Raw genomic sequence first — 13,041 nt, forward strand, 5'->3', positions numbered from 1 at the left:
ATGACCGAGAACGAGCAGCAACTGCTGACACGGGGGGCCGCCGAGGCCCGCAACACCCGCCCGTCGGGCTGGACTTCACTCCCCGCCCCCGTGGACGAGGCCACGGTGACCCGCGCCGAGGCCGCCCTCGGCTTCCGCCTGCCCCCGCTGCTCGCCGCGCTCTACACACGCATAGGAGACGGCGGATTCGGCCCGGAGTACGGCCTGTTGCCCTTGCTCGACAACCCACCGACCGGTGAGCCCGCCGCCGTCACGCAGTACCTCGCCAACCGCGCGAGCGGACACAAGGACCCCAACTGGCCCTGGCCCGAGGGCGTCCTGCCGATATCCCACTGGGGCTGCGCGATGTATGCCTGCGTGGACTGTCGAACCCCACAGGCCACGGTCCTCCTCTATGAGCCGAACGCCGATGAAGCCGACCACGCGTGGTATGTCGACGCGCCCGGCCTCGCCGACTGGCTGCGCGCCTGGCTCGACGGCACGGGCTGGTACGGGGACTACGACGGTGCCCCCGAACCGACGCCGTGGACCGACTTCCGCATACGCGCGACGGCACCGGCATCCTGAGCGGTCGTCGCAGGCCACCGATGCCTGCAACCACCACACGCATCCGTGACGTCCTGTTCATCGGCACGGCAGAATATGCAGGGCACAGGCCGTGCGCAAGGACCTACGAACACAGCCTGTCCGGGCGGAATTCACAGCTCCGGATCAGTGCAAGCACAGCGTGAGAGGGCAGGTTCACGGCATGGGCATCATCAGCTGGATCATCCTGGGACTGTTGGCCGGAGCCATCGCCAAGTTCCTGCTGCCGGGCCGCGACCCGGGCGGCTTCATCGGTACGACCATCATCGGCGTCGCGGGCGCGTTCATCGGCGGCTGGATCTCAGCCCGCTGGCTGGACCACCCGGTCGCCAAGAACTTCTACGACGGCGCCACTTGGGCCTCGGCGATAGGTGGCGCGCTCGTCCTCCTGATCGCCTACCGCGTCCTGTTCGGCAACTCGCGCAACTAGGACCCGCCCGGCCGACCATGCCGCGGACGCGGGGCCCGGCACGCACTCCCACTGCCTCAAGGCGTGGGGGACGCCCCCCAGTGGTGTTGTTCGTCGGTCGTCGGTGCCGGTCAAGTGGCCGCTGCCTTCCCGCGACTTGGCCGGCCGGACAGGCCCCAGCGCGCCCCATGCCGCAGCCGGCAGGAGAGAAGGGTGGACATCGACGGATGCCCACCCTTCCTCGTAACGGCGCGCGGCGGACGCGCGAAGCGTAGTTCTACTGGTAGTTCACGAAGCTGCTTCTACCGGTAGTTCACGAACTGCAGCGCGAAGTCGAAGTCCTTGCCCTTGAGCAGGGACTGCACAGCCTGGAGGTCGTCGCGGCTCTTCGAGCTGACCCGCAGTTCGTCGCCCTGCACCTGGGCCTTCACGCCCTTGGGGCCCTCGTCGCGAATGATCTTCGCCACCTTCTTCGCGTTGTCCTGGGAGATGCCCTCCTCGATCGACGCGAAGATCTTGTACTCCTTGCCGGAGAGCTGAGGTTCACCGGCGTCCAGCGCCTTCAGCGAGATGCCGCGCTTGATCAGCTTGGACTGGAAGACGTCGAGGATCGCCTTGACCCGCTCCTCGGAGTTCGCCTCCATGACGATCTTCTCGGCGGACCATGCGATCGAGGCACCCACGCCCTTGAAGTCGTAGCGCTGGGAGATCTCCTTGGCGGCCTGGTTGAGGGCGTTGTCGACCTCCTGCCGCTCGACCTTCGAGACGATGTCGAAACTGGAGTCGGCCATGTCCTGTGGCTCCTTGTATCGGGGTGCGTATCGATGCGTGTCACTGCGTATCGGCGTGCGTGGGGGCAGCCGCCGAGCCCGGTGTAGGCCCCGGGCCGCATCCGCATAAGCGTAGCCACCCCCTTCCCTCCGAGCGCCGGTCAATCGGGTGGCGAAGCACCCCTGGGCATCGGGTATCGTTTACGTCGTTGCCACGGAGCACCGCCGAAAAGCGGTTCGAGAGGCAGCAGCCCCGGCGGTGTGCCCGAGTGGCCAAAGGGAGCAGACTGTAAATCTGCCGGCTTAGCCTACCCAGGTTCGAACCCTGGCGCCGCCACACGGAAACGAAGGGCCCGTGACCTGCACTCAGTGCAGGTCACGGGCCCTTCGTCATACGCCGTAGCGATTCAAGTGCTGTCTCGCTCTGTCTCGCATTCGAACGCCCTATCTCGAAGTGTGTGGACGGAGCGTGGACGGGATTTCGGGCCCCGTCACCTGCCCTGTCCCAGCCGAGCGGAGATCTTGGCGTTGGCAGCGTCATCGCCGTCCTTGAGGAACTTGGCGTAGACCCGGAAGAGCACCGCCACACTGTGGCCGGCGCGCTCGGCAACGAGCTGAGGTTCTACGCCTGAGCTGAGCCAAGTGGACACCGCAGCGTGGCGAAGATCATACGGACGCTTGGCCAACACAGACTCGAACTCACTGCTGGTCAGGGCCCGGATGCGAGCCTCTGCCCAGACCTCGCCATAGCCCGTGTCCTGGACCAGCCCACCGCGCATCGTTTGGAACACCCGTCCGTCAGTGGCCGTGCCGTACGCGGTGAGATGCCACCGCAGCAAGGCGACCAGTTCGGGCGGGATCGGCACGTGCCGGACGGCCTTCCGCGGGCGGTGCTTCAGGCCGCGTTTGTCGTGCGCTTCACCGCTGTCCGTCCAGGCCGTACCGGAACGGGGACGGGTGTCCCTGAGGCGGAGCAGGCCCCATCCGCGCCGGGGCAGGTCGCAGTCCCTGCGCCGTAGCCCGATGACTTCGGCCGGCCGTGCCGCCGCGTAGTAGATGCAGCCGAAGAATGCTGCGAGACGGCGACCGCGCGGGCTTTGGTCTCGTACGGCGGCCAACAACTTGCCTGCCTGCCGAGGGTTCGGCACGCAGGCCGGATCGACCTCTTCGACCACCTGCTCGGGGGCTTTCCACTTGATGCGGGTGAGTGGGTTGTCGGTGAGGAGTTCGGCCTCCACCGCGTACTCAAGGGAGTTGTAGAAGATTGCACGCTTTCGGCTGATCATTCCCGCCGATGCGGTCTTGCCGTCCAGCCGAAGGGAGACGGCATTGAGGGCGGCTCGTACGCGAATGAGGTCAGAGAGTGCCGACGTAGCCAGCGACTTGCGGTCGAACCAGTCCAGAACCTTGGCCACGTCGGCGGGAATCTCCTGATTCCGGCGCTTCATGTTGAAAGCCCAGCCGTAGAGGGCTGCGCGGGCGGCTCGTGCGTCCGGCATGCCCTTTGTGTCCTTCACGAACACGGGCGTCACGGTCGCCATGGCTTCGGCCAGCGTGCGGCGGGTCGACGCGGGGGAGTGGTCCCACTTCATCTCGATGTAGTTGCGTGCGTGCTCGTACCACGAGATGTCCCGGTCCTTGGCGACCAGTGACTTCGGCAGGCCGCTTTCCACATCGAACGGTTCGCCCTCACGTGCCGCTGTGACGAGTTGAGCCCGGCGACTCTCCGCCAGGCCCAACGTCAGGAACGATTCCGAGTGGGGGCGCAGTCCCACCTTCCAGCGGAGTTGGTAGGGCTTCCGATAGTCACGCTTGCGGATGGCCCAGATCTTTACGGTGTAGCTCCACTCGGTCACGCGGCATCCATTCCGTCGAGAAAGGCGTCCAGGACGCTCCGGCGCACGCGGATGCGGCCGGTCTGCGTGCGCTTGGCTTCAGGTCCGTAGCCGCGATTGCGCCAGCGGTACCAGGTCGCGCGGGTTATGCCGATTTCCACGAGTGCATCGCTCAGGTCCAGCCACGGATCGGCAGGGGTGTGGCGACGCCGGGTAGGGGTGCTCATGCGGAGATCTCCCTGGGGTGAGGAGAGGGCGAGGCGGGGCGGGATGTGGTTGGCCGCACAATGCTGTGGGTCGCGGACCATCGCGGACCACCACTGCTGACCAGCGGTTTTATTGGATTTGTTGTGCGGACCATCGCGGACCACTTGAAGGGGTGTGGTCCGCGATGGTCGTGTTTTTGGGCTGGGTGAATGCGCAGGTCAGCAGCGGTGGTCCGCGATGGTCCGCGACCCGGCGGAATGTCGGCGGCGCTCTACGCGGGGGCGTCCGGTAAGGGACGCAGGGTGATTCCGGTGTACGTCCGGACGCGGGTGTCGCCCTCTCGGGGGCGGGTGAGGGTGAGCTGGGGGACCACGGAGAGCAGGTTGCGGCCGAACACCTGCTTCGTGCCGGCGCGGACGCCGTTGTCTTCGGCCCACTCGCGCCAGACGGTCCACAGTGCGTCTACGGGGACCGTGCAGGTGGGTCCGGTGGTGCAGCGCTCACGGACGAATGCGCTGGTGGGTGAGGCGGTGTCCTGCATGGTGGTGACCGCTTCGCGGCTGGACTGCGGTTGGGTGATCCGTCCGGTGCGTTGGAGTCGGGCGAGGCCGTCCAGGGCCCAGTTGAGGATGCCCGGCATCTCTGCGGTCAGGCGGTCGACGAGGGTGGGATCTTCCTTGCCCAGCCACGACAACCGCATGCTGAGCAGCACGAACCGTTTGGCGATGACCCCGGAGGAGTCGCCGAAGTGCGGCAGTTCGTTGGACAGCATCATCAGCCGGGTGGGCAGTTTCCCGGTCCACACCTCGCGGTACTTGCGGTCGACGTCGATGGTGTCCTCACCGGAGATCGTCAACAGCCGTTCCACGACTTGGCTGTTGTCGTTGCCGGACAGGCGGGCGTCGGAGATGACCGCGAGGGGCTTGCCGACGAGGGTGGACAGTCCGAAGTTGGTGCCGAGTCCGGCGAGGGTGGGGCCGGCGAGGTTCTCCTTTCCGACGAGGGTCTTCAGGACGCGGGCGATGGTGCCTTTGCCGGAGCGGGAGGGGCCGACGATGAGCAGGATCTTCTGTTGGTCGGTGCGGCCGGAGAGGACGTAGCCGAACCATTCCTGGAGTGCGGCGATGGCGTCGGCGTCGTCGGGCCAGACCTGCGCCAGGAAGCGTTCCCAGGTCGGTGCCTGCGCTGCGGGGTCGTAGGCGAAGGGCACGGAGCCGAGGTTGAAGAATCCCGGTCCGTGCGGGAGCAGGGCGCGGTCGTGGATGCGTAGCAGGCCGTTCTCGCAGGCCACGATCAGGCCCTGGTCCTGCTCGGGGGCGCCTTGGTCGTCGATCCACGAGGGGGCGTCGGTGTCGGTGGGTACCAGGGTGATGGAGCCGAGCGCATCGAGCAGGTTGCTGATCTTCTGCTTCGTGGGTGCCCAGTCGCGTTCCTCGGTCTCCCCGTCCTTCGTCGGAGCCAGGAAGACGACGTGTTCGAGGCGCTCGTACATGGCCTTGCGGATCTGGGCCTCGTCGATCTCGCGCCAGCAGGTACCGGTCCAGCGCATCCACGAGGCACGCCAACGCCGGAACACGAGTTTGCCGTCCTCGCTCTGCCAGTCGGGCAGCAGACGGCGTGCCACGGCCAACGGGTTGGAGGGCGGGGGTAGTTCCTCGGTCTGGGTGTCGGGGCGGTTCATCATGCGGCCGTCCTCCCTTCCTGCGGGGCCCGCAGCGGGCACGTGTCGCGATGGCCGGCGTGCTCGGAGATCAGGGCGAGCACCTTGCGCGCGCCGAACGCGCGGCGGTCCCAGCCGCATAGGCACGCCGACCGGGCGGTCGGGGTGGCCCCGTACGGTGTGCAGATGGTCAGCCACGCGATCGGGTACCGGCCGTCTCCCCGCTGCTGGTCAGGGACAACAGCAGTGGGGACGCCTTCGGCGACGCCCTTCGAGTCGCCCAAGTCCGCCTGTGGCGAGGCGAGTTCGGCGGGGATCGGGCCGTCCGGGGTGGGGGTGAGGCTCTTCAGGCGGGGGCGGGGAGGGGTGTTCATGCCGCATTCCGCCTGCTCTGGTTGTGGGCGATGGACCAGTTCAGTGCGCTGCGGAGAGTGGAGCGGCACTCGGCGGCGGTGAGTCCGGTCGACTCCCCCGCCTCCTGAAGAGCCTGCTCGACCACGTGCCGGGGGAGGTCGCCCCACGCGATCAGCCGCCCCAGGGCGCGCGCCGCCCGGAACAACGAGGCTTCCCGCCCGCCCTGTTGGGCCGACGCCACGTTCCGCGTCTCGTTTTCGAGTGCGATGTCAGCGTATGAGCTGGATTGCGTCGTTACGGGCCCTGAGGGCGCCTGTACGGCCCTGGGGGCGGGTTGCAGGATGCTCAGCAGCCATGCGGGCACAGGGGCCGTCACGGGGGCGCTCAAGGCTTTGTAGTGTCCGGCGGGGGTGATGCTGCCGGCGGCGACGACGTACCCGCCCCATGCGCGGGTGTCGACCAACTCCCCGATGGTTCCCGCCGTGTTGGACAGCCGCACCCCGTCCTGGGCGGTGAAGTGCAGGTGCTGTCCGCCGCTCGCGGTCCGGGTCCGGTAGGTGTCGGGGACGGCATGGCCGGCGCGCTCGCAGAGCGCTGCGAAGATTGCCGCGCCGCAAGGCGCGTCCGAACTGCCCTTGACGTTCTGCTCCTTGGGCATGTCGAGGTCGACGACGAGCAGACCGGACGGGCCGGTGGCGATGCCGACGTTGAACGGGGCACGCGACCAGGCCGCACGGATGCGGTCGGGGTCGGTGGTGGCGCGCTGCTCCCACTTCCGGTGACCGTTCACGCAGGCGCCGGCGCGGGGGCAGGTGGCTTCGCCGTGCAGCGCGGGGCGCTTGGTGCCGGGCCGGAGGGGGAAGACGTGCCAGCCGCGCGCGGCGGCGTCCAGCGCTGCGCACAGCAGCGCGGATCGGGCGTCATGGGTCATGCTGGAGACCTCCAACAGGTCTGTTGAGGGCTGGTTGGGCAAGGGCGGCCCCGCGTTCTTTGGCGAGAGGTGGGGGCCGCCCTTGGCGCAGCTAGGCGGCGGTGCGGGGGCGCTGCTGTTCCTGCTGGCGCCATGCCGCGTACTGCTGGCGGACGTAGGTGCGGGGGTCGCCGGCGACGGTCGCGCCGTCCAGTTCGATGAGGAAGTGGGCCAGTTCCAGGGCCTGTTCGTCGCGCAGGTGGTGGTCGGGCGGGATGTGGGCGCTCCGGCGGTCGACGACGGCGGCGCGGCGCAGCCACCATTCCCGGTCCCGCTTGCCGAGGTGGGCCTGACTGATGAGCCAGTCGAACTCATCGCGGGGGTGCGGAGCGTCGGCGTAGGCCTCGCTCGCGGTGGGCCACTCCGGCACGGTCTCGCCGGTCACGGGCTCGCTGTCGGCGGTGGGCTGGGGTGCGGCGGTGTCGAGTCGGCGGGCGACGGCATGCAGTTTGGCGTCTAGGACGGCGGGCGGTGCGGTGGTGAAGGCGTGCAGGGCGACGGTCGCGGCGATGATGACGTCACAGAGTTCGTCGGCCACGTCCGCCGCGGTGTGGGTGGTGCCCTTGCGGGGGTTCTGGCCGGTCATCCCGATGTACGCGGCGGATGCCTCGCCCGCCTCCTCAACGACCTTCATCAGCCGCATCGCGGCCTCGTGCTCACTGGTGCCGTTGGCGGTGTTCAGGGCGGTGACGATGCGGGCTGTGACGGGCCACAGAACAGCACTCATGGAAGTCCCTTCCCGGGGTGGTTAGTTGCGGTGGTCGTTGTGGGTGCGGGCGAAGATCCCGCGCGTGTGGGTGGTCGTGTGCTCCTGCGTGATCGGGCCGGTGTAGTGGTGGTGGTGCGTGTCGGGGGCGGCCTCGCCGGCGCTGCGGATCAGGCGGGCGATGGCGAGGATGGGCACGGCGATCGCGGCGGGGGCGGCGCAGATCATGCCGATCACGGTGGGATCGGCGTGCCGGGAGGCGATCAGGACGCCGATCGCGATGAGCCCGGGCGGCACGGTGGACAGTCCGGCGGTGAGCATCAGCCGGGAGGCGTCCACGGCCCGTTGAGACATGGGCGGGGTGCCCGGCTGGGCGACCGGGGGCGTGCTGCCGTAGGCGGGCACGGGGCTCGGGTCGCGGTAGGACGTCGGCGTCTCGGGGGCGGGGCGGTAGGCGTCCGCGATGATCCGCGCGGCTTCGGCAGCCGCTTCGGCGTCGCTCATCACGGCGTCCTGCGGGGTGGTCTCGGGGTACATGCGGAATCCCTTCCGAACATGGGTCAGGGAGGCAGGGACACCCCCTTGCGGGGGCGTTGTGGAGGGGGTTTTCGGGGTCTGGCCTGCGGGTCCTCCCTGCCTCCCTGAACGATCATCTGTGCAGGTCAGGAGGAGGGAGGCGGGTCAGGGAGGGGTTTAGGGACTTCTCCCTGCCTCCCTGACCCGCCCGGGTGCGGCTCCCTGTCATCCGGCAGTGGAAGCGGAACCCTCGCCGTTGGTGTCGTCGTCGCGGTTGGCGAGGGCGCGGGCGAGGCGGTCACGGCCGATGACCATGCGGCCATCCGACTTGTACGGCTCGGCTCCGGTGCCGTCCAGGACGCGCTTGAGGTCGAGGAACGACCACTTCCCGTAGGCGTCCGCATTCAGCGCGGCGAGCCGCTTCAGCACGTCCTGGGTCAGGACCCGGGAGGCGTCACCGACCACGGACGCGATGTCTGCGAGCGGGTCACGGTCCTCGCCGCGCTCGATGACGGTCAGCGTGGTGACTCCGTCGCGCAGAGCCTTGGCGCGCTCGATGATGGCTTCGGCCGCGTCGTCGTCGACGTAGTGCGTGCGCACCGTGATCGAGGACTGGCCCTTGGGAATGTCGATGCCCGACGAGGCGACGACGAGGGTTCCCTGATCCAGACCGGGGCGCAGCAGGTTCGGCGCGGCGCCCCCGTCGACGGCCTTGTCCCCCAGCGCCATCCGCGCCTGCGACTCCGTACCGAGAGCGAGCGAGGCACGCGTGTGCGCCCCTTCGCGGACCAGCTTGGGCAGGTTCTGGTCGGTGGGGTCCTGGGTGCCCTGCCACATCAGCACGTTCACGGCACGGCCCTGATTGTGGATCTTGCGGACGGCCATGAAGTAGCGGGAGGTGGCTTTGGATCCGCCGTAGAAGCGGCCCTCGTCGTCCTTGAGCGGGCACATGAACGCCACCTGCGCCTCGTCGACCAGCACGATCAGGGCCGGGAACACGGTGCCGGGCGGGGCCATCAGGCGGCGGTTCATCTCGTCGACGGCACCTTCGACCATCTCGGTCACCTGGATGACGTGCTCGTCGGTCGGCCCCTGGATCAGCGTGGTCGCCACGCCGTCGAACATCTTCCAGTCGCCGATGCCCTTGAGGTCGCCCATGAGGAACTGCACCGACTTGTCGAGCGCGAGCCACAGGGCGAGGGAGCGCAGGGCGACGGTCTTGCCCTGGTTCGACAGGCCGGTGATGAGCAGGTGGCGCTGATACACGCTCAGGGCCGCGGCGTCCCCGCGCAGGTCCTGCCCCCAGGGGGCTTTGCCCTTGGTGTAGTCGGCGGTCATCGTTTCGTCGGTGACCAGCGGCGAGGGGCCGATCGGCTCATCGAGCGCCCCGGAGTCGGCGACCCACAACCGTACGGTGCGGGCGGCCTGCGGGATGGTGATGAACACCTCGTGCTCGTGCCGGGTGAGGTTCTCTGCCAGCTTGCGGCGCTTGTTCTGTACCTCGTTGGTCGAGACCCCGGAGGGCAGGGTGACGTCGACTTCCACGCCGCATCCGGCGATCCGGATCGGACCCAGCATCGCCGCGCCGGCGTCGCCCATTTCCTTGATGGCGTTGCGCAGGGCGGGCACGCCCAGGTCGCGCAGGGCCTTGACGACGATGGACGGGGTGATCGGCTCACCCTCGCTGCTGCGGGTGTTGGCGGGGAGCGCCCATTGGGGTGCGGCCTGCTGCTTGCTGCCGACCGCCCACAGGGCGAGCAGGGCGAACAGCGGACCGAGGACGACTGCGGTGGGCCAGATGATCTGCACGATCCGGATCAGGGTCGCGATGAAGTCGATCGTGGCCTTCAACGGGGTGATGACGTCGCCGACGTTCTTGGTGTTGATGGCCATCACGACCCCGAGCGCGACCAGCACCCCGACGCCCATACCGGCGCCAACCCCGACGCCCTTGGCCGCTTCCACGGGCGAGTGGAGCAGGTCCATGCGGCGGTGGTGGCGGGCGGCGCGGAAGCGCTGCAACCGCTCCTCCCACTCCTCCGCCAGCTCCAGGTTCCCCGCGGCTTCCGCCGCGCGGATCATCCGCTCGTAGCGGGCGCCGGTCTTGCCGTCCCAGGTGCGGCGGGCCACGATCCGCCCGCCGTTGAACGTGTAGAGGCTGTGCCGGGCGACCGCGCGGGCGGCGGCCTTGGTGTTCTCGTGGGTGACCGCAGTCTTCACGGCACGGCCGGAGCGCACCCACAGGGGGACCAGGGGCGTCGGCGGGGCGTCGGGGACCACGGTCAGCACCGTGGGGGCGACCTCCGGTATATCGCCGGTGGGCGGGGTTTTGAGGAGGCGTACGACGTTCTCGGACATGCGGGAACTGCTCCTGACTGCCCTGTGCGGGGCGGGAGTTCGAGGAAAGGCGCGGGGGTCAGTGCTGGTGCCGGTTGCGGTTCTCGGCGTGGCTGAGCTGGGACGGCTCGCTACGGGGGCCGTCGAACCAGCAGAAGGGGCGGGTCGTGTCGGCGGCCTTGAACACGCGGATGGCGGCGCCCTCGGGGGCGTCGGGCAGGGGGTAGACGCGGCCCCCGTCCAGGGAGGCCAACAGTCGGGCGCCGTGGTGCTCGCACCCGTCCGCGCCGTCGCCCGCCGGGTCCAGCACGGTCACGGCGGGCGGCCCGTCACAGGGGGTGGGGTCCTGCGGGTGGGCGGCAGGGCAACGCTGCTGGTTCACGCTCACCACCACCCCGACGCCTTCTTCGCGGCCTTGGCGCGGGCGGCCTCCGTGATGAGCCGCTGCTTCTCGGAGTGCAGGGCGGTCAGTTCGGCGTTCAGCCGGGACTCGGCAGCGGAACCGGTGGTTTCCATCTGCCGCTCGGCACGGCCCGGGTTCTTGCCGCGTACGACCTGGTAGGAGCCGCCCGCGATGGCGCGGGCCATGGCCCGGCGCTCCGAGCCGTTCAACGGCCACCACTCGCCCTTGCGGACCGCTTCCAGCTTGTTCTGCGTCTTCTGGATCTCACGGTCCAGACGGCGGATCTCGGACTTGGACACGGTCAACTCCCTTCCGTGGCCGGGGTGTTGGTGGGGTAGGCGCACAGGACGCACATGCCGAACGCGGCGGACATCAGGCGACCCGCTTCCATGCGGCGCGGAGGCGGACCTCGGATGCGGAGTGGCCGGCCGCCCGGAAGCGGATGGCCATCTCGCGATACGACAGGGCGGGGGTCTCGCTGTGGCGGATCTCGTCGACCAGGCCGTCAAGCTCAGCGTCGGACAGTGCAGGCGGCGCCCAACCGAGGGCCGGTACCGGCTCGGAGCGTCCCCACACGGGAAGCTCCCACTGGGTTGTGACGCTGGGTGTGACGGGCCTCGTCACGCTGGTCAGCGCCCTGCCGGTGTCCTCGCCTTGACGGGCGGTCTCCAGCGTCGACCACGCACGCGACAGACTCCCGGCGGTCCGCGCCTGCACCCGGGCGACGCTCGCCCCCGCCTGCGTCACAGCCGTCAACCGCGTCGTCTCCGTGGCCGCTTCCGCCCGCAACCGGGCACGGGCGACGGCGGCTTCGTCACGGGCTTCCTGCTGGATGCCCCGGATGGCGTCCAGCGCGGTCGGGGTGAGCGCGGTCCGCTCCCACATCCCATGGACCAGCCACAGGGCCTTGGCCGCGATCGGCAGCCAGGCCACCGCCAGCCACGCCCCGGAGGACGCTTCAGCGGTGAGCGCGTGGGCGACGAGGACGCCGGCCGCGATGGCACCGAAGCACCAGCCGACCCCCGTGACGACCCGGGAGTGGTCGCCCTGCGCGGCCAGGCGCCGTTCGTAGGCGAGGGTGGCGAGCCATCCGCCGTCGATCCCGAGTCCAACGACGAGGGCGACAAGCCACGGCATCGCGCTGCCGAGCCACATCGTGACGACGGCGAGGGTGAGGACCATGGATACCGCCGTCATGGCGACGGCGGGCAGCACGGTCTTTGCGTTCTTGGCCCTCATGCTGCACCTCCCACCGCGATCACAACGGCGAGGATGAGCAGGGCGCCGCCGGTGAGGGTGAGGTCGACCGCGCGGCGCAGGCCCGTGTACTTGGCGACCGCCAGACGGGACAGGCCCGCGATGTCGGCAGCGAGGTCACCGGATACGGCGTCGGTGATCTGTTCGGGGGTGAGGGTGGCCCACAGGGGGAAGCCGTGCCGGCCGCTCAGGTTGGGGCGTGCCGAGCGCAGCAACAGCCCTGCCGCGCCGATCAGCAACCCCATGCCGAGCGCGCCGACCACCAGGACGGGCGGGCTGAGGGGGAGGCCGTTCGCGATGGTCCAAGCGCCGGCGAGGACCGCGCCGACGAACGCCAGCAACAGGGCGGTCTTGTTGTCGGTCCGCGCGATCTCCGCCTTCACCTCAGCGTGCGCAGCGGTCAGATTCTGCTCGGTGGTCATGCCCCCACCTCCGGCAGCGTCGCGCCGGCGGTGCGGTTGGCCTGCTCGCGGTAGGCGGTGAGCAGGCGGCGCCGGGCGCGGCGGATGCGCTGCGCGTCCAGCTCGGACGGGGTGCGGTCCAGCGTGATGATCTGTGCGTCGAGCAGGTCGACGTCCGCGAGGATGACGGGCATCTCCTGCTCGATCGCGTCCAGTTCCGCGTCGGTGGGCTCAAGCCATTCGGCGAACGCGGTAACAGCGTCCTGAACAGTGACGATGTTGCTCATTGGGTCGTGGTTCCTCTCGAAGGGTGAACGGCCCGAACAGCACCCCCGGAGTTGGCCCTCCGGGGGTGCGCGCCGTTGGGGGGAGAGCCGCGCGAGGCGCGCGGCGTGACCGCTGAGCGGCGGTCGCAGTGGCCCCGGGCGGGATTCGGTCCCGCGCCCTCACGGCATGGATGCCGGGGCTGTGAAACGTGCGCGGACCAGGCCGCGCGGCCGTCTTTTCGACTCGGGGAGACGGGGCCCACCTGTTGAGTTGTCAACCAATGCGCGCTCACTTCGTACTCACCCCTTGCGGGGCTTTCCTCCGGGCACACCCCTAGGGTTCCCTAGGGTTCCCTGCGGTGTCA

16 protein-coding genes and 1 tRNA gene are annotated in these 13,041 nt (G+C 69.4%); 3 read left to right on the top strand and 14 right to left on the bottom strand.

Going from position 1 to position 13,041, the window contains the following annotated elements; genetic code table 11:
- Complete coding sequence (locus OG407_RS30410) at positions 1-567, top strand: SMI1/KNR4 family protein (RefSeq protein ID WP_405862828.1); 567 nt, start codon at positions 1-3, stop codon at positions 565-567.
- A 181-nt stretch (positions 568-748) separates the two neighbouring features.
- The gene (locus tag OG407_RS30415) at positions 749-1,015 is read left to right on the top strand and encodes a GlsB/YeaQ/YmgE family stress response membrane protein (RefSeq protein ID WP_366489088.1); all 267 of its coding nucleotides are present in this window, start codon (positions 749-751) and stop codon (positions 1,013-1,015) included.
- A gap of 281 nt (positions 1,016-1,296) precedes the next feature.
- Here OG407_RS30415 and OG407_RS30420 read toward each other — a convergent pair whose 3' ends face one another.
- Complete coding sequence (locus OG407_RS30420) at positions 1,297-1,785, bottom strand: YajQ family cyclic di-GMP-binding protein (RefSeq protein WP_405862829.1); 489 nt, start codon at positions 1,783-1,785, stop codon at positions 1,297-1,299.
- A gap of 234 nt (positions 1,786-2,019) precedes the next feature.
- Here OG407_RS30420 and OG407_RS30425 point away from each other — a divergent pair.
- Positions 2,020-2,101, top strand: a tRNA-Tyr gene (locus OG407_RS30425).
- A gap of 154 nt (positions 2,102-2,255) precedes the next feature.
- Here the strand turns inward: OG407_RS30425 and OG407_RS30430 are convergent.
- From OG407_RS30430 to OG407_RS30490, 13 genes are all read right to left on the bottom strand, one after another.
- Positions 2,256-3,620, bottom strand: a complete 1,365-nt coding sequence (locus OG407_RS30430) for a tyrosine-type recombinase/integrase (protein WP_405862830.1) — start codon at positions 3,618-3,620, stop codon at positions 2,256-2,258.
- Entirely contained in the window at positions 3,617-3,826 is a 210-nt protein-coding gene (locus OG407_RS30435; protein ID WP_366430990.1) for a helix-turn-helix domain-containing protein, read from the bottom strand. The genes OG407_RS30430 and OG407_RS30435 overlap by 4 nt, the downstream gene beginning before the upstream one ends.
- 251 nt (positions 3,827-4,077) lie before the next feature.
- Positions 4,078-5,490, bottom strand: coding sequence for a phage/plasmid primase, P4 family (locus tag OG407_RS30440; protein WP_405862831.1), 1,413 nt, complete (start codon positions 5,488-5,490; stop codon positions 4,078-4,080).
- Complete coding sequence (locus tag OG407_RS30445) at positions 5,487-5,840, bottom strand: hypothetical protein (RefSeq protein ID WP_405862832.1); 354 nt, start codon at positions 5,838-5,840, stop codon at positions 5,487-5,489. Before OG407_RS30445 ends, OG407_RS30440 begins: the two co-directional genes overlap by 4 nt.
- Positions 5,837-6,751: a bifunctional DNA primase/polymerase gene (locus tag OG407_RS30450; RefSeq protein ID WP_405862833.1), complete on the bottom strand. Its 915-nt coding sequence runs from the start codon at positions 6,749-6,751 to the stop codon at positions 5,837-5,839. Before OG407_RS30450 ends, OG407_RS30445 begins: the two co-directional genes overlap by 4 nt.
- Before the next feature lie 91 nt (positions 6,752-6,842).
- Positions 6,843-7,517 carry a MazG-like family protein gene (locus OG407_RS30455; RefSeq protein WP_405862834.1) on the bottom strand — a complete coding sequence of 225 codons (675 nt, stop codon included), beginning with the start codon at positions 7,515-7,517 and terminating at the stop codon, positions 6,843-6,845.
- 21 nt (positions 7,518-7,538) lie between these two features.
- Positions 7,539-8,033, bottom strand: coding sequence for a hypothetical protein (locus OG407_RS30460; protein WP_405862835.1), 495 nt, complete (start codon positions 8,031-8,033; stop codon positions 7,539-7,541).
- A gap of 204 nt (positions 8,034-8,237) precedes the next feature.
- Positions 8,238-10,370 carry an FtsK/SpoIIIE domain-containing protein gene (locus OG407_RS30465; protein WP_405862836.1) on the bottom strand — a complete coding sequence of 711 codons (2,133 nt, stop codon included), beginning with the start codon at positions 10,368-10,370 and terminating at the stop codon, positions 8,238-8,240.
- Between the two features lie 58 nt (positions 10,371-10,428).
- Positions 10,429-10,731, bottom strand: a complete 303-nt coding sequence (locus OG407_RS30470) for a hypothetical protein (RefSeq protein WP_405862837.1) — start codon at positions 10,729-10,731, stop codon at positions 10,429-10,431.
- 2 nt (positions 10,732-10,733) lie between these two features.
- Positions 10,734-11,051: a hypothetical protein gene (locus tag OG407_RS30475; protein ID WP_405862838.1), complete on the bottom strand. Its 318-nt coding sequence runs from the start codon at positions 11,049-11,051 to the stop codon at positions 10,734-10,736.
- 73 nt (positions 11,052-11,124) lie between these two features.
- Positions 11,125-11,991 carry a protein spdB gene (locus OG407_RS30480; RefSeq protein ID WP_405862839.1) on the bottom strand — a complete coding sequence of 289 codons (867 nt, stop codon included), beginning with the start codon at positions 11,989-11,991 and terminating at the stop codon, positions 11,125-11,127.
- On the bottom strand, positions 11,988-12,431 hold the full coding sequence (locus OG407_RS30485) for a Pycsar system effector family protein (RefSeq protein WP_405862840.1): 444 nt from the start codon (positions 12,429-12,431) through the stop codon (positions 11,988-11,990). The genes OG407_RS30480 and OG407_RS30485 overlap by 4 nt, the downstream gene beginning before the upstream one ends.
- Positions 12,428-12,697 carry a DUF6284 family protein gene (locus OG407_RS30490; RefSeq protein WP_405862841.1) on the bottom strand — a complete coding sequence of 90 codons (270 nt, stop codon included), beginning with the start codon at positions 12,695-12,697 and terminating at the stop codon, positions 12,428-12,430. Before OG407_RS30490 ends, OG407_RS30485 begins: the two co-directional genes overlap by 4 nt.
- Between the last annotated feature and the right edge of the window lie 344 nt (positions 12,698-13,041).

This window comes from Streptomyces sp. NBC_01515 (assembly GCF_045040345.1).
Taxonomy (GTDB): domain Bacteria; phylum Actinomycetota; class Actinomycetes; order Streptomycetales; family Streptomycetaceae; genus Streptomyces.